This is a genomic window from Kitasatospora sp. NPDC001664 (genome assembly GCF_053596675.1).
In genome coordinates this window covers 13,615-33,438 of sequence record NZ_JBSFGS010000011.1, presented here as the reverse complement: position 1 = coordinate 33,438, position 19,824 = coordinate 13,615, and the positions used below count along the sequence as shown (strand labels likewise).

Genomic DNA, 19,824 nt, shown 5'->3' with positions numbered 1-19,824 from the left:
GCGACGCCCGGTAGGGCAAGTGCTCAGGGGCGCGAGGAACTGCGCGAGTACGGAAGGCGGACCAGGGCCAGATCGGGGCAGGCGAGCCAGTTGCACGTGCTGCCGTTCCCCCGCGCGCAGTTCCCCGCGCCCCTGAGCGCTTGCCCTGCCGCACCACCTGCCTAGGCCGAGTCCCCTGCGGGAGCTACGCCGCGCTGTCGCGGGCCAGCGCGACCAGCCGGGAGATCGCCCGGAGGTACTTCTTGCGGTAGCCGCCGCGCAGCAGCTCCTCCGGGAAGACCTGGTCGAACGGCAGGCCGGAGGCCGTGATCGGCAGCTCCCGGTCGTACATCCGGTCGGCGAGCACCACCAGCCGCAGCGCGGTGGACTGGTCGTCGACCTGGTGCACGCCGCGCAGGAAGACCGCCTGGACGTCGTCGAGCAGCGCGCCGTAGCGGCTGGGGTGGACGACCTTCAGGTGCTCCAGCAGCGCGTCGAAGTCGTCGAGCGCCGCCCCTGGCGTCTCCCCGGCCCGCGCGGTGACGGCCTCGTCCGAGTACGGCGGCGGGGCGTCCGGGAGGCCGCGGTGACGGTAGTCCTGGCCGTCGATCCGCAGCGGGCGGAAGTGTGCGGAGAGGCCCTGGATCTCGCGGAGGAAGTCCGCGGCGGCGAAGCGGCCCTCGCCGAGCTTCTCGGGCAGGGTGTTGGAGGTGGCGCAGAGCTTGACGCCGTTCTCGACCAGGCGGCTGAGCAGCGTGGAGACCAGCACCGTGTCGCCCGGGTCGTCGAGCTCGAACTCGTCGATGCAGAGCAGCCGGTGGGTGGAGAGGGTCTGGACGGCGGTCTGGAAGCCGAGGGCGCCGACCAGGTTGGTCAGCTCGACGAAGGTGCCGAAGGACTTGGGCCCGGGGGTGGCGTGCCAGAGCGAGGCCAGCAGGTGGGTCTTGCCGACGCCGTAGCCGCCGTCGAGGTAGACGCCGGCCGGGCCGGTGGGCGCGGGGGCGGAGCGGCGGAACCAGCCCTTCTTCGCCGGAGCGCTCGCCGCCTGGATGCCCGCCGCGAACTCCTCCAGGACCTGGACGGCCTCGTACTGGCTGGGCTGCGTCGGGTCCGGGTTGTAACTGCCGAAGCTCACGTCGGCGAAGCGCGGCGGCGGCACCATCTCGGCGACCAGGCGCTCGGCCGGGACGACCGGCCGGCGGGAGGTGAGCGCGATCGGAGCGGCGGTCGGGGCGTCGGTCGCTATGGCATCGGGGCGGGAGGCTGCGGGCACGTTAGTAGAGGGTACCGGCCGTGGAAGACTCGACCTCATGCAGCAGCTGATCAGCCCGAACGGCGTCAGGTACGAGGACCTCCACTCCCTGGAGGCGCTCGCCGAGGTCTACGCGTACCCCGACCAGGTGAACCGCGGCCGCCCCTGGCTGCGGGCCAACATGGTCTCCGGGCTGGACGGCGGGGCCAGGCTGGACGGCGTCTCGGAGGGGCTGTCCGGGGACGCCGACAAGCGGATATTCGGGGTGCTGCGGGCGCTGAGCGACGTGGTGCTGGTGGGGGCCGAGACGGTCCGCTCCGAGGGGTACCGGCCGGCCCGGGCGCGCAGGGAGTTCGCGGCGGCCCGGGCGGCGGCGGGGCAGGAGCCCGCCCCGGCGATCGCGGTCGTCAGCCGGAGCCTGGGCCTGGCGCTCTCCGCACCGCTGTTCACCGAGCCGCTGGTCCGGACGGTGGTGGTCACCACCGAGGACTCCCCCGCCGAGGCCCGCGCGGCGGTGGCCCGGGTGGCCGACCTGATCGTGGCCGGGAAGGGCGACGTGGACCTGACGCTGGCTCAGCAGGAGCTGACCGCGCGGGGCTGGACCAGGCAGCTCACCGAGGGCGGCCCCCGGCTGCTCGGGCAGTTGACGGCGGCCGGGCTGGTGGACGAACTCTGCCTCTCGCTGGCCCCCCTGCTCACCGGCGGCGACGCGCCACGAATCCTCCACAATGCGGAAATGTCTGACACGCAGTCGATGCGGCTGCTCTCATTGATCGAGGAGAAAGGTTTCCTCTTCAGCCGCTACCTGCGACTGGAAGGCCCCGCCCCCACCCCGCAGTGATCCGAATCGCACCGTGGCCCATGTGGCGCGTGTGCAGCGTGAGGAAAGCATCCTCCGGGCACTATGGGAGTCGGGAAGGGACACCGCCCGGGGGCCTGCACCTGCGAAGGGACGCACGTGTTCAAGACCGTACTGATGATCGAGAAGGCGCTCTCCGACGCCGACGTGGAGCTGGTCACCACGCTCCACGGCGAGGAGGAGGTCTCCTTCGTCGTCCTGATCCAGCCGCGCGGCAAGCAGGGCGAACTGCTGCGCGCCCTCGACGACGTGGCCCTCGGCCACCTGGAGAAGGCGGTGCACGAGCGCGAGGAGCAGGAGGCCCCCACCCTGGCGGGCGAATCGCTCCAGCACAGCCTGCGCCACCTCCAGCGGGCCGGGGCCGAAGCGGTCGGCGAGGTGGTCGAGGAGGATCCGCTGGACCGGCTGCGCGAGGTGGTCGAGGAGCACGCCGCCGACGAGGTACTGGTCCTGACGTCGCCTCACTTCGTGGAGGAGTTCTTCCACCGCGACTGGGCCTCGCAGGCCCGGCACAAGGTGGGCGTGCCGGTGCTCAAGCTGTTCGCCAGCGACTCCTGAGCCCGCACGGGGCGGCGCCTGAGTTAGGGCAGAATCGTCCTTGCCCCTGACAGCACCGAGGTACGACGGAGCACTCCTTGAACGACGCCGCGCACGACCTGCACGCCCCGCACTTCATCGGCATCGGTGGCGCGGGGATGTCCGGCCTGGCGAAGATCCTCGCGGTGCGCGGCGCCCGGGTCTCCGGCAGCGATTCCAAGGACTCCGAGACCGTGCGGGCGCTGCGCGCGCTCGGCGCCGGCGTCGCGGTCGGTCACGCGGCCGAGAACCTGCCCGCCGGGGTGAGCAGCGTGGTGGTCTCCAGCGCGATCCGGGCCGACAACCCCGAGCTGGCGGCCGCCCGCGAGCGCGGCGTCCCGGTGGTGCACCGCTCCGACGCGCTCGCCGCCCTGATGGGCGGCCGCCGCGCGCTGGCGGTGGCGGGCACCCACGGCAAGACCACCACGACCTCGATGCTCGCCGTCTCGCTCGGCGAGCTCGGTCTGGAGCCCTCGTACGCGATCGGCGGCGACCTGGACGGGCCGGGCTCCAACGCCCACCACGGCGCGGGCGAGATCTTCGTCGCCGAGGCGGACGAGAGCGACCGCAGCTTCCACAAGTACGCGCCCGAGGTCGCGATCGTCCTCAACGTGGAGCTGGACCACCACGCCAACTACGCCTCGATGGACGAGATCCACGAGTCCTTCGAGACCTTCGTCGGCCGGATCGTGCCCGGCGGCACCCTGGTGGTCTCGGCCGACCAGGACGGCGCCCGCGAGCTCACCGGCCGGGTCCGCGGCCGCGACGGCCTGCGGGTGGTCACCTACGGCGAGGCCGCGGACGCCGACGTCCGGGTGCTGGCCGTCACGCCGCACGGCATGACCAGCGAGGTGACGGTCCTTCTGGACGGCACCGAGCTGACCTTCACCGTCTCCGTGCCCGGCCGCCACTACGCGCACAACGCGGTGGCCGCGCTGGCCGCCGGCGTCGCCCTCGGCGTCCCGGCCGCGGACCTGGCCAAGGCGCTCGGCTCCTACACCGGCGTCAAGCGCCGCCTCCAGCTCAAGGGCGAGGCCGGCGGGGTCCAGGTGATCGACTCCTACGCCCACCACCCGACCGAGATGACCGCCGACCTGGAGGCGATCCGGGAGGCCGCCGAGGGCCGGGTGCTGGTGGTCTTCCAGCCGCACCTGTTCTCCCGCACCCAGCAGCTCTCCGAGGAGATGGGGCAGGCGCTGGCGCTGGCCGACGCCTCCGTCGTCCTCGACATCTACCCCGCCCGCGAGGACCCGGTCCCCGGCGTCACCAGCGAGCTGATCATCGACGCGGCCCGCCGGGCGGGCGCCGACGTCCGGGCCGAGCACGTGTTCGCGGACGCTCCGGCGGTGCTCGCCTCGCTGGCGCGGCCGGGCGACCTGGTGCTCACCATGGGCGCGGGCGACGTGACCGACCTCGGGCCGGAGATCGTTTCTCGGCTCGCCGGTGTTGCACCCTCTGCCTGAACCCTCCAGGAGGAGAGACCCGTGAGCTACGAGATCGAGAAGACCGAGGCCGAGTGGCGCGAGCAGCTCAGCCCCGAGGAGTACCACGTGCTCCGCGAGGCGGGCACCGAGCGCCCGTTCGTCGGCGAGTACACCGACACCAAGACGGTCGGCGTGTACTCCTGCCGCGCCTGCGGGGCCGAACTGTTCAGCAGCGAGACCAAGTTCGACAGCCACTGCGGCTGGCCGTCCTACTACGCCCCGCTGGCCGAGGACCGGGTCCAGTACATCGAGGACACCTCGATGGGCATGAAGCGGGTCGAGGTCCGCTGCGCCACCTGCGGCGGCCACCTCGGCCACGTCTTCGAGGGCGAGGGCTACGGCACCCCGACCGACCAGCGCTACTGCATCAACAGCATCTCCCTGACGCTCCGCCCCGCGGAGTAGCCGCACCCCACCGGAACCCCTGCGGGAGGCTCGCACGACGGAGCCTCCCGCAGGGGTTCCGTGCTGCGCGGGCCCCACCGGCACGGGGCCGCCCGGCCCGTCGGACGTGCACGGATCCCGGGGGTGGGCGTGACCCCGGAGGCGTGCCAGACTTGATCGTTCGGGTCGGTGGGAGGGGACGGGAATGGCCAGGCGAGGCGGCTCCGGGATGTTGGCGATGATCGCGGAGGCGCAGCGGCAGCAGGCCCGCCGGCAGGAGGAGCAGCGCCGGGCCGCGGTGGCGGCGCAGCGGCGGTTCGAGCGGGAGCAGCGGGAGGCGCAGCGGGCCGCGGCGCAGGGGGAGCGCGAGGCGCTGAAGGCGTACCACCAGGGCCGGGAGGCGGATGCGGCCCGGCGGACGGCCGAGTTGGACGAGCAGGTGGCGGAGCTGCGCGGGGTGCTGGCGCGGGGGCTGTCGGGGCGGGCCTTCCGGCTGACGGACGCTCAGGGGGCCTTCCAGCCGCCGCCGTTCGACCCGGGGCCGTTGGGACGGCCGGTGCCGATGCCGGACCAGAACCGCTACCTGGTGCCGCCGCTGACCGGGCCGCAGGCGTTCAACCCGGCGGCCCGGGCGCAGTGGGACGCGCAGGCCGCGCAGGCCCGCTCCCGGTTCGAGTACGACTGGCACGCCGCCCAGCGGGCGGAGGGCGAGCGGCTGCACCACCTGGCGGCGTACCGGGCGCAGTACGACGCCTGGGTCGCGGAGAACCACCGGCTGGCGGCCGACCGGGCGGGCCAGGCCGCGCGGCTGGCGGCGGAGTTGGACGCCGGGTCGGCGGAGGCGGTGGCGGACCTGTTCGAGACTGCGCTGCGGAGCCGTTCGGACTGGCCGGAGGAGTTCCCGCGCGACTGCGAGGTGGCCTGGGACGCGGCGGCCCGTCAGCTGGTGGTGGACTGGGAGCTGCCGGGCTTCGAGGTGGTCCCGGCGGTGGCCCGGGTGCGGTACGTGAAGGCCGAGGACCGGGAGTCCGAGGTGTCCCGCTCGGCCACCGAACGGAAGTCGCTCTACCGGGAGTTGCTGGCCCAGTGCGTGCTGCGGGTGCTGGCCGAGGTGTTCGGGGCCGACCAGCGCGGGCTGCTGGCCTCGGTGGTGGTGAACGGCTACGTGGAGGGCGCCGACCCGGCCAGCGGCCGGCTGGAGCAGCGGTACCTGGCCGCGGTGACGGTCCGCCAGGAGGATTTCCGGGCGGTCGCGCTGGACCGGGTGGAGCCCCTGGACTGCCTGGTGGACGGGCTGCGCGGGCGGCTGTCGGCCAAGCCGGAGAAGCTGGAGCAGGTGCGCACCGAACGGCTGGCCGGGCAGGTCGGGACGTACCAGGCGCCGCCCGCCGGAGCGGACGGCCCCGACCTGTTCACCATGGACCCGCTGGAGTTCGAGGAGCTGGTCGCCGAGCTGTTCCGGCGGCGGGGCCTCACCACCCGCACCACCGCCCGCAGCGGGGACCAGGGCGTGGACGTGATCGCCGAGGACCCCGATCCGGTGACGGGCGGGCTGATCGTGATCCAGGCCAAGCGCTACCGCCGCACGGTGGACCCGACGGCGGTGCGGGACCTGGACGCGACCCGGGTCCACCACGGGGCGAAGAAGGGGATCCTGGTCACCACGGCCGGGTTCGGCCCGGATTCGCACCGCTGGGTGGAGGGCAAGCCGCTGACCCTGGTGGACGGGCCGATGCTGCTCGCGCTGCTGCACGAACAGGGCCTGCCCGGCCGCCTCGGCGGCGGGCCCGAGGCCCCGGCGGCCCCGGCGGTCCCGCCCCGTCCCACACACCCGCCGGCCGTCACCACCAGCGAGGACGCCACCCAGGTACTGCCGCGCGAGAACCCGGACCGGCCACAGCCGCCGGAGGACCGGACCCGGGTGCTGCCCGTGCCGCAGGCCACCGCCCTGAGCCCGGGTCAGAACGTGGTGCTGCCCGCCGCCGGCCTGTCCGAGCTCTCGGTGCGCTTCGCCTCCACCGGCCCGGAGGCCGACCTGACGCTGCTGCTGCTCACCGAGGACGGCACGGTCCGCGGCGACGAGGACTTCGTCTTCTACCACCAGCCCACCGCCGAGGGCGGCGCGGTGACGCTCCGTCCGAAGGAGCGCGGCGCGGACGGGCTGCTCACCGAGGCGGCGCTGGTCCGGCTGCCCGGGCTTCCGGGGGCGGTGCAGCGGGTCGCGGTCTCGGTGAACATGGACGCCGACTCGACCAGCACCTGCGCCGAGCTCGGCCGGGCCGAGCTGGAGGTGCGGGCCGCGGACGGCAACTCCTGGTCCTTCGAGCCCCCGGCCGAGCCGGGCGTCTCGGCGATGCTGGTCGCCGAGTTCTACCGCCACCGCGGCGAGTGGAAGCTGCGCGCCGTGGGCCAGGGCTGGTCCGACGGGCTGGCCGGGCTGGCCCGGGCCCACGGCGTGGACGTGGGCTGAGTCAGCCCCGCAGCTCCTTGGTGTAGGACCACTCGCCGGCGCAACGCCGGTACCCGAGCCGCTCGTTGATGGCCAGCATCGGCACGTTGGTCGCGTCGTTGCTGGTGTAGGCGTCGGTGATGCCCCGGGCCAGCGCGCGGTGCAGCGAGTCGGTCTTGGCCAGGGTGGCCAGGCCCCGGCCCCGGTGGGCGGCGGCGGTGGTGGTGAAGGCCGACCAGTAGCGGGTACCGCCGTCGGTCTGCACCGCGCTGAACGCGGCCGGTTCGCCGTCCACCAGCACGACCGTGGTGAGCTCGCGGTCCAGGTCCGGACGCTCCCAGACCTCGGCCAGCCAGTCCTCGTACGAGTAGTCGTCCAGGTCCACGTCACCCGGCTCGTCCAGGGTGCCGTCGACGTCCACCCGGTAGAGCGGGTACGGGTCGGCCAGGAAGTCGGCGGCGGTGGCCAGCGTGACGTCCTCGGGCAGCGCGGGCACCGGCGGCAGCGCGGCGGTCAGCGCGAGGTGGGCGAACTGGGCGCCCCGGCCCTTCCGGTAGCCGTGCCGCTCGGCGAAGGCCTTCGCGGAGGGCTCGTCGTCCACCCAGGCGCGGATCACGGTGGCCCCGTGCCGGGCCAGGTGCCGCTCCGCCTCCGCCAGCATCGCGGTGGCGACTCCCCGGCCCCGGGCCCCGGGGTTGACGCTCAGGTTGGCGAAGCCCTGGCCCTTGGTCGAGGAGGAGGCGTGCAGGCCGACCCGCCCGGAGGCCACCACCTCGCCGTCCAGTTCGGCGACCAGCAGCCGGTAGTGCTGCTCCGGCGCGGCGCTCTCCACCAGGTGGCGCACCGCCTTCGGGGACATCACCAGGTGCGGGCGGCCGGCGCTGTAGGAGGCGGCGGCGGCCTCGGCGTCGTCGGGGCGGAAGTCACGGATGATCATCGTCATAGACCGCCGACGCTAGTCTCCCCGTCACCTGCGGTCCACTGAAATTCCCCCCGGTGCCGGAAAGCTCAAGTTCAGCTCTGAGAATGCCGGACGCGGGTTGGCAGCCGCCCCGGCGGGATACATCCTCAGGCAGCGGGACGGCGCGCGAAGGAGCCGCCGGACCACTGGAATCCACCACGACGCCGGCTCTCGGCGCGGCCCTCCGAAGGGGGCGGATCACGATGAACTCCACCGCAACGACGCTCCCCCGGCTCGGGGTCGGCGTGGGCTGGCGCCCCGAGATCGACACCGTCGTCGAGCGGCTTCCCGGCCTGGACTGGGTCGAGGTGGTGGCGGAGAACCTCTGCCCGGACGAGCTCCGGGCCGGGGAGCTGCCGCCCTCCCTGACGGTGCTGCGCGAGCGCGGCGTCCGGGTGGTGCCGCACGGCGTGGCGCTGGGCCTGGGCGGGGCGGACCTGCCGGACCGCTCCCGGCTGGAGCGGCTGGCGCTGACCGCCGAGGCGCTCGGCTCGCCGCTGGTCACCGAGCACCTGGCGTTCGTCCGGGCCGGTGGCCGGGAGGCCGGGCACCTGCTGCCGGTGCCGCGCTCCCGGGACGCGCTGCGGGTGATCGCGGAGAACGTCCGGATCGCCCAGCAGGAGCTTCCGGTGCCGCTGGCCCTGGAGAACATCGCGGCCCATCTGGCCTGGCCGGACGACGAGTTGAGCGAGGGCGAGTTCCTCGCCGAGCTGGTCGAGCGGACCGGGGTGCGGCTGCTGGTCGACGTGGCCAACCTGCACACCAACCGGGTCAACCTGGGCCTGGACGTGGCCGCCGAGCTCGACCGGCTGCCCCTGGAGGCACTGGCCTACGTGCACGTGGCGGGCGGGATCGAGCGGGACGGGGTCTGGCACGACACCCACGCCCATCCGGTGACCGCCCCGGTGCTGGAGGTGCTGGCCGAACTGCGCGCCAGGGCGGTACCACCGGGCGTGCTGCTGGAGCGGGACGAGAACTTCCCGCCGCCCGCCGAGCTGGCGGGCGAACTCGACGCGATCCGTGAGGTGTTGGAGGGGGAACCGCACCATGTCTGAGCAGTACGAGTACCTCGTCCGGCCCGGGGCCACCCAGGGCCCCGGCACCGGTCCGGAGCACGGCGCCGACCCGGCCCTGGTCCTGGCCCGCGCCGAACTCGCCCGCAGGCAGAGCGAGTTGCTCGACGCACTGCTGGCCGGCGCCCCGGTGCCGGCCGGTTTCGACGAGGGTCAGGTCCGCACCCAGGCCCGGGGCCTGCTGCACAAGCGGCGGGACACCGTGGCCCGGGTGGAGCCGGAGCTGGAGCGGCTGCTCGGCCACGAGTACGGCCGGCTCTTCCTCCGGTACGCCGAGGGCCGCCCGATGACCGGCGGCTACCGGGCCGATGCCCGGGCCTTCGCCGAATGGGCGCTGGCCGCCGAACCGCAGGCCGCCTGGCGGCCCGCCCTGGAACGCCTGCTCCGGCCCGCCGGACCGTCCCGACGCCGCTGGTGGCGCTGAGGCCCGCCCGGCAATCGGTTCGGCTGGCGTAAGTGGCTAACCCGGGGGCGCGAGGAACTGCGCGCGGGGGAACGGCAGCACGTGCAACTGGCTCGCATGCCCCGATCTGGCACTGGTCCGCCTTCCGCCTCGCGCAGTTCCCCGCGCCCCTGGTGCAACTGAACGCTCAAACTTCACGTACGGGGGATCCCATCATGTGGTACGCCGAGTTCGGCATCGCCGCCGCAGCCCAGCTGCTCGCGGGGTGCAACGCCCAGAACCGCCTGCGCCGGATGCGCCGGGTGCCCCAGCCGCAGGGGCTGCCCGGCCGGGGCCAGCCGCTGCTGGACGCCGCCTTCCTGGCCGGCGGCCCGGCCCGGGTGGTCGACACCGTGATCGTCCGGATGCAGCAGGAGGGACGGCTGATCGTCTCCCGCTCCGGCCAGGTCACGGTCACCGACCGGAACGCCCGGGACGCGGTCGAGGCCGTCCTGATCACCGTGGCCGGCTCCTCCGGCCGCACCGACCTCTCGACCGTGCGCCGCGAGCTGGCCCGGAGCGAGCACGTCCAGCGGATCGGCGACGGCCTGGCCGCCCGCGGGCTGATGCGGCGCCCCGACCTGTTCAGGAAGGCGATGGGCGCCAGGCGGCTGTTCTGGTTCGTCCAGCTGGTGGTGATCGGCCTCGGCGTCCTGGCCGCGATCGACTGGCTCGGGCTCTCGGCGGCCGAGCAGGGCTCCCGCTCCGCCCCGTTCTTCCCCTTCCTCGGCCTGCTGATGGTGGGCCTGTTCTGGCTGGCCGTCAGCAAGCCCGAGCGGGCCCGGATCACCCCGGCCGGCGTCCGCCAGCTGGAGCTGATACGCACCGGCAGCCCCTGGCAACCGCACGACGCCGCCGTGTTCGGCGGGGCGCTGCTGCTCGGCGCGGTCGCGGTGGACGGACTGGACTCCCTGGAGGACCTGGAGCTGCGGCAGGCCCTGGCCGCCCAGCAGGCGATGACCAGGACCTCCACCACCTCCTCGGGCTCCTCCTCCGACTCCAGCGGCTACGTCTGGTGCTCCAGCTCCTCGCCGGACACCCCCTCGTCGAGCTGCGGATCCTCCTCCAGCAGCTGCGGGTCCTCCTCGTCCAACAGCTGCGGCTCGTCGAGCAGCAGCAGCTGCGGCTCCTCGTCCTCGTCGAGCTGCGGATCCTCCTCCTCCAGCAGCTGCGGGAGCAGCTGCGGCGGCGGTGGCGGCTGCGGGGGCAGCTGAGGTGGCCGGGGCGCTGCCGTACGCCGAACTGCTCGCCGCCACCGCCCTGGTGGCGGTCACCGGCCTGCGGGCCACCGTGGCCAGGATCCGGCTGGCGCGCAAGCGCGTGCCGACCCGGCGCCTGAAGGCCGAGCTCTCCGAGCTGGAGCTGGCGCACCTGCTGGGCGGGCCCGCCCTGGTGGCCGACACCGTGATCATCCGGATGCGGGACGACGGCCGGCTGGAGATCTCCCCGGACGGGCGGCTCACCGTGGTCCGCCGACGCTCGGGGGACCCGGTCGAGGCGGAGCTGGTCCGGCAGGCCGGGCCGAGCGGACGGGCCCGCGCGGTCCCGCTGCGGCGGGCCCTGACGGCCAGTCACCCGGTGCGCCGGGTGGGCGCCCGCCTGGTCGAGCGCGGGCTGCTGCACGACCCCCGGCCGCTGCGGGCTGCGGTCCGGGCCCGGCGTGCCCTGACGGCCGCGCTCGCCCTGGGCGCCCTGCTCGGGGCGGCCGCCTGGGTGCGGCTGCTGCTGGCGCACCACCCGGTGCTGCCGACGCTGGGCGGCTTCGTCCTGCTACTCGCCCTGGGCGCCCTCTGGCGCCGGGCCACCGCCCCCGGTCCCTCCGCGCTCACCCCCTCCGGGCGCTCCCTGCTGGAGCGGCTGCGGGCCGCCGCCGGGCCCGCCGTGGCCGGCGGGGCCGCCGGGGCCGGCCTCGGCGCGACCGATCTCACCTATGCGGTGGGGGAGTTGACGCTCTACGACTGGTACACGGCCGATCCCTCCACAGGCGCTGCGGACGGCTCCTGGTCCGACCCCGGCGGCAGCCACGCCGGCGGGCACGACGGCGGGCACGACGGCGGATTCGGCTCCTGGGCGGACCCGGGCTCCTGGTCCGGCCACGACGGCGGGGGGTCCGGCTCCTGGGGCGGGGGCGGCGGCTGACGGAACGTCACGGTCCGTTGGTGAAGGACTCCGCAGGGCCCTTGCCGCCGTTCGGTTTGCAGTGCAAACCTGATGGCATGGCAGACTCCGCGGTGCCCCCGAACGGCACCCCACACGACGTCCTCGCCGCCCTCGGCGACCTGACCCGGCGCGTCCGGGCCGCCCAGCGCGGCACCTGGTTCCCCCTCCTCCTGCTCGGCCTGCTGGTGCTCGGCGGGATCGCGGTCAACCGCCTCACCCAGAGCGTGCGGGCCGTCCCGTGCGGGCCGGACGCCACCGGCCCCGGTGGCGACTGCACCCTGGTCTCGCAGGGCTCTCCGGCCTACTGGCTGATCGGGTTCGCCCTCGTCTACACCGCAACCGCCGCCTTCTACCTCCACCGGGCCCGCCGACGCGGCGTCGGCACCACGGTCCGGCCGTACGTCCTCACCGGGGCCGCCCTGCTCCTGCTGGTCGGTGCCACCGAGTTCTGGAGCACCCGGCACGGGATGCCGGGCCCCGGCGAGCCGGTCGACCTCTGGGGGATCAGCCTCGCCCAGGGCTCCGTCGCGGCGGACCTGCTCGCCCGGCTCACCGGGACCGCGGTCACCATCGGACTCCCCCTGCTGGTGCTGTGCCGGGTGGAGCGCAGCCGCGCCCTGCTGCTGTTCACCGCCCTCTACCTGGCCGTCGAACTGACGCGGCCGGACACCAGCTGGGCCGGCATCCCGGCCACCTCGCCGTGGGCCTCGCTCCCCCGCCTCGCCCTCCCGGGCCTGCTCCTGCTGCTCGCCGCGCTCGGCTTCGGCCTGGCCGAGCGGCGCCGCGGACGTGACACCGCATGACCGGCCCGAACGACCCGAACGACCCGACCGACCCGTACGGCCCCGATGCCCGGGACGCCACGGCCCGCCCGGCCGACCAGCACCCCGTCACCGCCCTGGACGACGTCGTCCACCAGCGCGTCCGGCTCGGCATCCTCACCGTCGCCCACCAGGCCCGCCGGGTGGAGTTCGGCTTCCTGCGCACCGCGCTCGGCCTCACGGCCGGCAACCTCAGCCAGCACCTCACCGTGCTGGAGAGGGCCGGGCTGGTCGAGATCGAGAAGGGCTACGAGGGCCGGCGCGGCCGCACCTGGCTCTCCCTCACACCGGCCGGCACCCGCGCCCTCCAGGACGAGGTCACCCAGCTCAAGCGGCTGATCCAGCAGATCGAGCAGGGGTCCATCACCCAGCGCTGACCTGCGGTTGCTCCGTGCAGGGGGCGTGCGCGGGTGGTGAAACCGACGGAGTGTCACAGTTCGGTATCGCGATCCCGAAACCCGTTCCACGGGCGGCGCGACCAGGTCTAGAACGAGACCCATGTGGTTGCTCCTGCTCCTCCCAGCCCTGCTCGCGGCCGTGCTCTCCTGCCTGCGGCTGGTCCGGGCCGCAGCCACCGCCGATTCGCTGGCCGGGCCCACCCGGCCACGCCCCGCCGAACCGGTCGGGGTCGGCCTCTACGAGACCGCCTACCTGGCCGGCGGGCCGACCCGGGTGGTGGAGCTGGCCCTGGTGCTGATGGCCGCGCGCGGGCGGCTGCACCTGGCGCACACCGGCTTCACCTCGGTGGTCGACCCGCACGGGCGGACCCGGCTGGAGCGGGCGCTGATCGAGGAGATCGGCCCGGAGGGGCAGTGCCCGACCGGGAAGCTGCGCAGCGGGCTGGCCCACCACCCGGCGGTGCTGGAGATCGGCGGCCGACTGGTGCAGGCGGGCCTGGCCACCCCGGCGGTGGTGCGGGAGAGCACCTCGCTGGCGGTGCGTCAGGTGCGGCAGGCACTGGTGCTCTCGGTGGTGCTGCTGGGCGGCGCGCTGGCGCTGTCCGCGCCCGGCACCGGGGACGCCGGCTCGGCGGTGGCCTGGTTCTCGCTGCCCCTGATCCTCACCAGCGGCACCCTGCTGATGGCCCGGGTCGACGTCCACCCCTACACCCGCTGGGCCAGCCCGGCCGGGCGGGACGTGCTGGACGCGGTGCACGTCCCCCGGCAGGCACTGGGCGCCTCCCCCACCGACGACGCGGTGCTCACCGCCGTCGCGGTGGTCGGCCCGGCCGCCCTGCCGGACGCCCGGCTGCGGGCGGCGCTGCGCTACTGACGGAACGCCCGAGGGGCCCACCGGTGGTGGGCCCCTCGGGCGTGTGCGGCGCTCGGGCGTGCGCGGCGCTCAGGCGTGCGCCGTGCTCAGGCGAGGCCGTTCAGCAGCTCCGCGATCGGCTTGCGGCGGCCGGTGTAGAACGGCACCTCCTCGCGGACGTGCAGCCGGGCCCGGGACGGGCGCAGATCGCGCATCAGGTCCACGATCCGGTGCAGCTCGTCCGCCTCGAAGGCGAGCAGCCACTCGTAGTCGCCGAGGGCGAAGGAGGCCACCGTGTTGGCCCGGACGTCCGGGTAGCCGCGGGCCATCTTGCCGTGCTCGGCGAGCATGCCCCGGCGCTCCTCGTCGGGGAGCAGGTACCACTCGTAGGAGCGGACGAACGGGTACACGCAGACGTACTCGCGCGGCTGCTCGTCGGCCAGGAAGGCCGGGATGTGGGACTTGTTGAACTCGGCCGGGCGGTGCAGGGCCATGTTCGACCAGACCGGCTCCAGGTGCCGGCCCAGGCCGGTGCGGCGGAAGCGGTTGTACGCCTCCTGGAGGTCGTCCGAGCTCTCCGCGTGCCACCAGATCATCAGGTCGGCGTCGGCGCGCAGGCCCGAGACGTCGTAACTGCCGCGCACCGTCACGTCCTTGGCGTCGAGCTGGTCGAACAGCTCCTGCACCTCGGAGGCCAGCGCGGCGCGGTCCTCGGGCAGCTCGCTCTTGAGCTTGAACACCGACCACATGGTGTAGCGGATGACCTGGTTGAGGTCGCGGGCCTTCTTCTTCACGGGCTGTTCGGTCGACTCACTCATGCGCCCATTCTCCCTTCCCTGACGGACGCCCCGGTCTCCGGGGTCAACATCTCGTTGACGGCGCGGCGGGCACTGGCGATGCAGGCCGGAATGCCGACGCCGTCGTAGGCCGCACCGCAGACGGCCAGGCCGCCGAGGCCCGCCACCGCGCTGCGGATCCGGGCCACCCGGTCCAGGTGGCCGACCGGGTACTGCGGCAGTCCGCCGCGCCAGCGGGTCACCGCCGTGTCGTACGGGCGGGCCCGCAGGCCCACCGCCTCGGCCAGGTCGGCCAGCGAACGGGCCACCAGCTCCTCGTCGGGCAGGTCCAGCGCCGCCTCCTCGCGGTGCCGGCCCAGCGAGGTGCGCAGCAGGAACTCCTCCGGGGCCGAACGCTCCAGCCAGCCCCACTTGTTGGAGGAGAAGGTGGAGGCCTTGATCCGGCGGCCGTCCACCGGGGGCACCAGGAAGCCGCTGCCGGTCAGCGCCGTCCCCTCCAGGTCGGCCCGGCGGAACGCCATGGTGACCAGCGCCATGCCCGCGTACTCGACCTGCGCCAGCTCGGCGGCGGCGGACGGCAGCTCGGCCGCCAGCAGCGCCGCGGCGACCGGCGCCGGGACGGCCAGCACCACCTTGTCGGCGTGCAGCACCTCGCCGTTGCTGACGATCCGCCAGCCCTCCGGGGTGCGGCGCAGCTCCTCCACGGGGCTGTCGGTGCGCAGCTCGGCGCCGTTCTTCCGGGCCGCCGCGGCCACCGCCTCCGGCAGGGTGCCGAGGCCGCCGCGCAGGCCCTGGAAGACCGGGCCGCCCGCACTCGGACGGGACGTCAGCTCGCGCACGCCCTCGGCCAGCGGGCCGCCGCGCTGGGCGATCGGCAGCAGGGCCGGGACGGCGGCGCGCAGCGAGATCTCGTCGGCGTGCCCGGCGTAGACCCCGCCGAGCAGCGGCTCCACCAGCCGGTCCACCACCTCGCGGCCCAGCTTGGCGGCCACGTACTCCCCGATCGAGACGTCCGCCCCGATCTCCCCGGCGGCACCGTCCTGCCCGGCCCGCCGCAGGCCCTCCTCGGTCAGCACCCCGGACTCCGCCAGCGCGGTCAGGTCCCCCGGCACGCCCATCAACTGCCCGGCGGGCAGCGGCCGCAGCTCACCCCTGGTCCAGATCCCGGCCTTCGCCGTGGTCGGCGGCTCCAACTCCCCCGCCAGCCCCACCTCCCGGGCCAGCTCCACCGCCTCCGGCCGCCTCGCCAGCATCGACTCGGCCCCCAGGTCCACCCGGACGCCGCCGACCTCCCCCCCGTACAACTTCCCGCCGAACCGCCCGCCCGCCTCCAACAACGTGACCCGAGCCGCCCCGCTCGCCAACCACGCCGCCGTCAGCCCGGCGATCCCTCCACCGACCACCACGACCCGAAGCTCTGCCATGCCCGCATCCTCGCAGAGCTCACCCAAATCCCATCAATCAGGGCGTCGCCCGGACAGCAGCACCGCCAGGTCGATCACGACGGGGAACGGCACGGAACAGTCCAGTACTTCGCGGAACACCCCGGCCGCCGCATACGCACCGGTCGGCACGTCGAGCTCGTACGCGTGCACGACGGGGAGGGCGTCCTCCCGCTCGACCAGCCAGTAGTGGGCGATCCCCGCCTCGGCGTACTTGCGGAGCTTCACCTGACGGTCCCGGTCGGCCGACTCCGGCGACACCACCTCGACCACCAGCAGAACGTCGGACGGCGCGTACCAGGTGCGATCCGGGTCGAACTGCGCCGAGCTGACGAGCAGGTCCGGCTCCGGACGGTTCCGCCGGTCGAGGCGGACCGTCATCTCCCGCTCGACGTCCAACCCCTCGGGGGCCTGGCGCCCCAGCTCGAAGGTCAGCCCGGACACCACTCGGCTGTGCCAGGCCCGCTGCGGAGACATCACGAAGACCAACGCTCCATCGATCAGTTCGGTGTGCCGGGGCGCCTCGGTGAGCTGGTCCAGGTCCTCCGCGAACCAGCCTTCTTCGCGTGGTGCGTACATCCAGTCAGGCAACGCGCTCATGCCTCAAAGGCTGTCACATTCCGCTGGGCTGCGTCGTCCCCCTCGCGAGCGACACTTCGACGGAGGAGACGGCGATGGCCGACGTGGTGCTGGTGACCGGGGCGAGCGGGGTGCTGGGGCGCGAGGTGGTGGCCCGGTTGGAGGGGCGTGGGGTGGTGGTGCGGCGGTTGAGCCGGCGGGCCCGGGGCGGGGAGGGCTGGGTGGTGGGGGACCTGGCGACGGGGGACGGGGTGGCGGCCGCGCTGGCGGGGGTGCGGGCGGTGGTGCACTGCGCCAGCGACATCCGGCACCCGAAGAACGACCTGCCCGGGCTGCGGCACCTGCTGGCGGCGGCGAAGGCGGCCGGGGTGGAGCACGTCGTGAACATCTCGATCGTCGGGGTGGACCGGATCCCGTACCCCTACTACCGGATCAAGTGGCAGGGCGAGCGGCTGCTGGAGGAGAGCGGCCTGGGCTGGACCAACCTGCGGGCCACCCAGTTCCCGTCCCTGCTGACCACGGCGTTCGGTGCGCTGGCCAAGCTGCCGGTGCTGCTGGTGCCGGCGGGCACCGACTGCCAGCCGGTGGACCAGGGCGAAGTGGCGGAGCGGCTGGTCGAGTTGGCGCTGGGCGCACCGGCGGGCCGGGTGCCGGACCTGGGCGGTCCGCAGGTGCTGGGGGCGAGGGAGCTGGCGGAGGGCTGGCTGCGGGCGACCGGGCGGCGCAAGCGGGTGGTGGAGGTGCGGCTGCCGGGGAAGGCGGCGGCGGCGTACCGGGCGGGCGAGCACACCACCCCGAACGCGGACGGCGTCCGCACCTGGGCCGAGTACCTGGCCGCCGGACCGATCGCACCCGAACCGCGCTGACCGCAACGAGACTTTTCCGTAACGGAGTTGCGATCACCGGACGGGATCCCGGCGAGCCGCTGCCACGTCCAAGGCGTACAAGGACAACCGGGAGGGGCAGCGGAGATGACGGAACGTCAGGGCGGCGGCAGACGGGCGGCACTGGCCGTCGCGGGGGCGGCCACGGCCGCGGTGGTGCTGCTCGGTGGGTGCAGCGCCTCGGACAGCGGTGGCGGCAAGGCGAGTTCGGCGGACATGGCCGCCCCCGCGGCGGCACCGCAGAACGGCGCGGAGAAGGCGGCCGGGGCCCCGGCGGACACCAAGCCGGGCGCCGGTGGCGCGTCCGCCGCTCCCAGCCCCGGGGCGACGGGCCAGGGGCAGGAGGCGTCGGCACCGCGCCTGATCGCCTACACCGCCCAACTCTCGCTCCGCACCAAGGAGATGACCAAGGTCCTGGACGAGGCGCGCACCATGGCGACCTCGGGCGGCGGCTACGTGGCCGGGGAGCAGCTGGGCGGCGGCAAGTCCGCCGACGGCACGCCGACCGACGCCCGGCTGACCCTCAAGGTGCCCTCGGCCGCGTACCAGCAGACGCTGGACCGGCTGGCCGGGCTGGGCGAGGTGCTCTCGCGCAGCAGCCAGGCCGACGACCTCACCCAGCAGGTGGTGGACGTGGAGAGCCGGATCAAGACCCAGCAGGCGAGCGTGGACCGGGTGCGCAGGCTGATGGCGGACGCCAAGTCGCTGGCCGAGATCGTCTCGCTGGAGAGCGAGCTCAACCGCCGCGAGGCCGATCTGGAGTCGCTCCAGCGGCGGCAGCAGGAGCTCTCGGCGCGCACCTCGCTCTCCACCATCACGCTCCAGGTCGTCACACCGGCGAAGGCACCGGAGCCGGTGAAGACGAAGGAGGAGAAGGGCTTCTGGGGCAGCGTCGGCGGCGCGCTGGGCGGCGGCTGGGACGCCCTGGTGGCGGTGGTGAAGGGCCTGCTGATGGTGCTGGCCGCGCTGGCGCCGTTCCTGCTGGTGCTGGGCCCGCTCGGCTACCTGGGCCTGCTGCTGCGCCGTCGGGCGGCCGGGAGGCGACCCGCCGTGCGGCCCTCCGCCCTGCCGCCGCGTCCGGACGAGGACCCGTGGTCGGCCCCGACCGCCTCGGCCCCGACCGCCTCGGCTCCGCCCGCGCGGGAGCCGGGCGAGGAGTGAGCTCCCGCCTGACGGCCCGTCACGGGGGTCGGGCCGTCAGGCGGGTCACGCCGTACGGAGGGGTCAGCGCTGGCTGGCCTCGTGCACGAAGGCGACCAGGCGGCTGAGCGCGTCCGGGTCCATGCTCGGCATCACGCCGTGGCCCAGGTTGAAGATGTGGCCGGTGTCGCCGCCGATCGCCTGGGCGGCGTGCAGCACCTCGCGGGCCTTGGTCTCCACCACGGAGGTCGGGGCGTAGAGGACGGCCGGGTCGAGGTTGCCCTGGAGCGCCTTGCCGGGGCCGACCCGCTCGGCGGCCACGTTCAGCGGCACCCGCCAGTCGACGCCGACCACGTCCGCGCCGGCCTGGCCGAGCAGGCCGAGCAGCTCGCCGGTGCCGACGCCGAAGTGGATCCGCGGCACGCCGTAGCCGGCCACCGCGTCGAACACCTTGGTGCTGGCCGGCATCACCGAGCGGCGGTAGTCGTCCGGGGCGAGCGCGCCGACCCAGGAGTCGAAGAGCTGGACGGCCGAGGCGCCGGCCTCGATCTGGATCTTGAGGAAGGCGGCGGTGATGTCGGCGAGGCGGTCCACCAGCCCGGCCCACAGCTCCGGGGCGCCGTACATCATGGCCTTGGTCTTCTCGTGGCTCTTCGACGGACCGCCCTCGACCAGGTAGCTGGCCAGGGTGAACGGCGCCCCGGCGAAGCCGATCAGCGGGGTGGAACCCAGCTCGTCCACCAGCAGGCCGACCGCCTCGGTGATGTACGGCATGTCGTCCGGCTCCAGCGGGCGCAGCCGCTCCAGGTCCGCAGCGGTGCGGATCGGGTCCGCGATCACCGGGCCGACGCCGGGCTTGATGTCCACGTCGATGCCGACCGCCTTGAGCGGCACCACGATGTCGCTGAAGAAGATCGCCGCGTCGACCTTGTGACGGCGCACCGGCTGGAGGGTGATCTCCTTGACCAGCTCGGGCCGCATGCAGGAGTCGAGCATCGGGATGCCCTCGCGCACCTTCAGGTACTCGGGCAGCGAGCGCCCGGCCTGACGCATGAACCAGACCGGCGTGTGCGGCACCGGCTCGCGGCGGGCGGCGCGGAGGAAGGCGGAGTCGTACGCGGCGCCTCGGTGCGCGGCGGCCTGACCGGACTGGGCAGCGGTTGTCTCACTCACACCCCGAATCTTCGCACGCTGCCCGGCCCCGGCCGTCCGCCGGAGGTCGTCGGTTCGCACGAAACGGACACGCCGGGACGGCTCACCAGGTGTCAGCTGACGAACAGTCCGACAACCG

At 74.3% G+C, this 19,824-nt stretch carries 18 protein-coding genes and 1 pseudogene; 13 read left to right on the top strand and 6 right to left on the bottom strand.

Features of this window, described 5'->3' with window-relative positions; all coding sequences use genetic code 11:
• Nucleotides 1–184 precede the first annotated feature (184 nt).
• Nucleotides 185–1,291, bottom strand: coding sequence for a cell division protein ZapE (gene zapE / locus ACWCYY_RS17005; RefSeq protein ID WP_345288634.1), 1,107 nt, complete (start codon nucleotides 1,289–1,291; stop codon nucleotides 185–187).
• On the opposite strand from zapE, the gene ACWCYY_RS17000 reads away from it, so the two are divergent.
• The 5 genes from ACWCYY_RS17000 (at nucleotide 1,290) to ACWCYY_RS16980 (ending at nucleotide 7,004) form a co-directional block, all read left to right on the top strand.
• Complete coding sequence (locus ACWCYY_RS17000; RefSeq protein WP_345288633.1) at nucleotides 1,290–2,072, top strand: pyrimidine reductase family protein; 783 nt, start codon at nucleotides 1,290–1,292, stop codon at nucleotides 2,070–2,072. The two genes, zapE and ACWCYY_RS17000, sit on opposite strands and share 2 nt — an antisense overlap.
• A 117-nt stretch (nucleotides 2,073–2,189) precedes the next feature.
• Nucleotides 2,190–2,648, top strand: a complete 459-nt coding sequence (locus ACWCYY_RS16995) for an indole-3-glycerol phosphate synthase (protein WP_345288632.1) — start codon at nucleotides 2,190–2,192, stop codon at nucleotides 2,646–2,648.
• A gap of 77 nt (nucleotides 2,649–2,725) precedes the next feature.
• Entirely contained in the window at nucleotides 2,726–4,129 is a 1,404-nt protein-coding gene (gene murC, locus ACWCYY_RS16990) for a UDP-N-acetylmuramate--L-alanine ligase (RefSeq protein WP_345288631.1), read from the top strand.
• A gap of 21 nt (nucleotides 4,130–4,150) precedes the next feature.
• On the top strand, nucleotides 4,151–4,555 hold the full coding sequence (msrB, locus tag ACWCYY_RS16985) for a peptide-methionine (R)-S-oxide reductase MsrB (RefSeq protein WP_345288630.1): 405 nt from the start codon (nucleotides 4,151–4,153) through the stop codon (nucleotides 4,553–4,555).
• 184 nt (nucleotides 4,556–4,739) lie between these two features.
• Nucleotides 4,740–7,004, top strand: a complete 2,265-nt coding sequence (locus ACWCYY_RS16980) for a restriction endonuclease (RefSeq protein ID WP_449796479.1) — start codon at nucleotides 4,740–4,742, stop codon at nucleotides 7,002–7,004.
• A 1-nt stretch (nucleotide 7,005) separates the two neighbouring features.
• On the opposite strand, the gene ACWCYY_RS16975 is transcribed toward ACWCYY_RS16980, so the two are convergent.
• Nucleotides 7,006–7,926, bottom strand: coding sequence for a GNAT family N-acetyltransferase (locus ACWCYY_RS16975; RefSeq protein WP_449796478.1), 921 nt, complete (start codon nucleotides 7,924–7,926; stop codon nucleotides 7,006–7,008).
• Between the two features lie 221 nt (nucleotides 7,927–8,147).
• Between ACWCYY_RS16975 and ACWCYY_RS16970 the strand changes: the two are divergent.
• From ACWCYY_RS16970 to ACWCYY_RS16945, 6 genes and pseudogenes are all read left to right on the top strand, one after another.
• Nucleotides 8,148–9,441: pseudogene (locus ACWCYY_RS16970) on the top strand (DUF692 domain-containing protein).
• A gap of 194 nt (nucleotides 9,442–9,635) precedes the next feature.
• Nucleotides 9,636–10,673: a TIGR04222 domain-containing membrane protein gene (locus tag ACWCYY_RS16965; RefSeq protein WP_449796477.1), complete on the top strand. Its 1,038-nt coding sequence runs from the start codon at nucleotides 9,636–9,638 to the stop codon at nucleotides 10,671–10,673.
• A complete protein-coding gene (locus ACWCYY_RS16960) occupies nucleotides 10,651–11,598 on the top strand; it encodes a TIGR04222 domain-containing membrane protein (protein WP_449796476.1) in 948 nt (315 codons plus the stop codon). Before ACWCYY_RS16965 ends, ACWCYY_RS16960 begins: the two co-directional genes overlap by 23 nt.
• A 77-nt stretch (nucleotides 11,599–11,675) precedes the next feature.
• Nucleotides 11,676–12,422 carry a hypothetical protein gene (locus ACWCYY_RS16955; protein ID WP_345288621.1) on the top strand — a complete coding sequence of 249 codons (747 nt, stop codon included), beginning with the start codon at nucleotides 11,676–11,678 and terminating at the stop codon, nucleotides 12,420–12,422.
• Nucleotides 12,419–12,817, top strand: coding sequence for a winged helix-turn-helix domain-containing protein (locus ACWCYY_RS16950; protein WP_345288620.1), 399 nt, complete (start codon nucleotides 12,419–12,421; stop codon nucleotides 12,815–12,817). The genes ACWCYY_RS16955 and ACWCYY_RS16950 overlap by 4 nt, the downstream gene beginning before the upstream one ends.
• 121 nt (nucleotides 12,818–12,938) lie before the next feature.
• Nucleotides 12,939–13,712: a TIGR04222 domain-containing membrane protein gene (locus ACWCYY_RS16945; protein WP_345288619.1), complete on the top strand. Its 774-nt coding sequence runs from the start codon at nucleotides 12,939–12,941 to the stop codon at nucleotides 13,710–13,712.
• Between the two features lie 86 nt (nucleotides 13,713–13,798).
• On the opposite strand, the gene hemQ is transcribed toward ACWCYY_RS16945, so the two are convergent.
• From hemQ to ACWCYY_RS16930, 3 genes are read right to left on the bottom strand one after another with little or no spacing between them, the layout of a single operon-like run.
• Nucleotides 13,799–14,509 (bottom strand): hydrogen peroxide-dependent heme synthase, encoded by a 711-nt coding sequence (gene hemQ, locus ACWCYY_RS16940; RefSeq protein ID WP_449796475.1) that lies wholly within the window; start codon nucleotides 14,507–14,509, stop codon nucleotides 13,799–13,801.
• Nucleotides 14,506–15,912: a protoporphyrinogen oxidase gene (hemG, locus tag ACWCYY_RS16935; protein WP_449796474.1), complete on the bottom strand. Its 1,407-nt coding sequence runs from the start codon at nucleotides 15,910–15,912 to the stop codon at nucleotides 14,506–14,508. Before hemG ends, hemQ begins: the two co-directional genes overlap by 4 nt.
• A gap of 33 nt (nucleotides 15,913–15,945) precedes the next feature.
• Nucleotides 15,946–16,530: a Uma2 family endonuclease gene (locus tag ACWCYY_RS16930; protein WP_449796473.1), complete on the bottom strand. Its 585-nt coding sequence runs from the start codon at nucleotides 16,528–16,530 to the stop codon at nucleotides 15,946–15,948.
• Nucleotides 16,531–16,604: 74 nt separating this feature from the next.
• Between ACWCYY_RS16930 and ACWCYY_RS16925 the strand changes: the two genes are divergently transcribed.
• Together ACWCYY_RS16925 and ACWCYY_RS16920 are read left to right on the top strand one after the other, a co-directional pair.
• On the top strand, nucleotides 16,605–17,375 hold the full coding sequence (locus ACWCYY_RS16925) for an SDR family oxidoreductase (RefSeq protein WP_449796472.1): 771 nt from the start codon (nucleotides 16,605–16,607) through the stop codon (nucleotides 17,373–17,375).
• 105 nt (nucleotides 17,376–17,480) lie between these two features.
• Nucleotides 17,481–18,554 carry a DUF4349 domain-containing protein gene (locus ACWCYY_RS16920; protein ID WP_449796471.1) on the top strand — a complete coding sequence of 358 codons (1,074 nt, stop codon included), beginning with the start codon at nucleotides 17,481–17,483 and terminating at the stop codon, nucleotides 18,552–18,554.
• Nucleotides 18,555–18,617: 63 nt separating this feature from the next.
• On the opposite strand, the gene hemE is transcribed toward ACWCYY_RS16920, so the two are convergent.
• A complete protein-coding gene (gene hemE / locus ACWCYY_RS16915) occupies nucleotides 18,618–19,706 on the bottom strand; it encodes a uroporphyrinogen decarboxylase (protein WP_345288612.1) in 1,089 nt (362 codons plus the stop codon).
• Between the last annotated feature and the right edge of the window lie 118 nt (nucleotides 19,707–19,824).

Bases quoted from the DNA above. Each gene is read 5' to 3' on its own strand.
- ACWCYY_RS17000 (WP_345288633.1), top strand. From the start codon at position 1,290: ATGCAGCAGCTGATCAGCCCGAACGGCGTCAGGTACGAGGACCTCCAC.
- zapE (WP_345288634.1), bottom strand. From the start codon at position 1,291: ATGAGGTCGAGTCTTCCACGGCCGGTACCCTCTACTAACGTGCCCGCA.
- ACWCYY_RS16980 (WP_449796479.1), top strand. From the start codon at position 4,740: ATGGCCAGGCGAGGCGGCTCCGGGATGTTGGCGATGATCGCGGAGGCG.
- ACWCYY_RS16975 (WP_449796478.1), bottom strand. From the start codon at position 7,926: ATGACGATGATCATCCGTGACTTCCGCCCCGACGACGCCGAGGCCGCC.
- ACWCYY_RS16965 (WP_449796477.1), top strand. From the start codon at position 9,636: ATGTGGTACGCCGAGTTCGGCATCGCCGCCGCAGCCCAGCTGCTCGCG.
- ACWCYY_RS16955 (WP_345288621.1), top strand. From the start codon at position 11,676: ATGGCAGACTCCGCGGTGCCCCCGAACGGCACCCCACACGACGTCCTC.
- ACWCYY_RS16950 (WP_345288620.1), top strand. From the start codon at position 12,419: ATGACCGGCCCGAACGACCCGAACGACCCGACCGACCCGTACGGCCCC.
- ACWCYY_RS16945 (WP_345288619.1), top strand. From the start codon at position 12,939: ATGTGGTTGCTCCTGCTCCTCCCAGCCCTGCTCGCGGCCGTGCTCTCC.
- hemQ (WP_449796475.1), bottom strand. From the start codon at position 14,509: ATGAGTGAGTCGACCGAACAGCCCGTGAAGAAGAAGGCCCGCGACCTC.
- hemG (WP_449796474.1), bottom strand. From the start codon at position 15,912: ATGGCAGAGCTTCGGGTCGTGGTGGTCGGTGGAGGGATCGCCGGGCTG.
- ACWCYY_RS16930 (WP_449796473.1), bottom strand. From the start codon at position 16,530: ATGAGCGCGTTGCCTGACTGGATGTACGCACCACGCGAAGAAGGCTGG.
- ACWCYY_RS16925 (WP_449796472.1), top strand. From the start codon at position 16,605: ATGGCCGACGTGGTGCTGGTGACCGGGGCGAGCGGGGTGCTGGGGCGC.
- ACWCYY_RS16920 (WP_449796471.1), top strand. From the start codon at position 17,481: ATGACGGAACGTCAGGGCGGCGGCAGACGGGCGGCACTGGCCGTCGCG.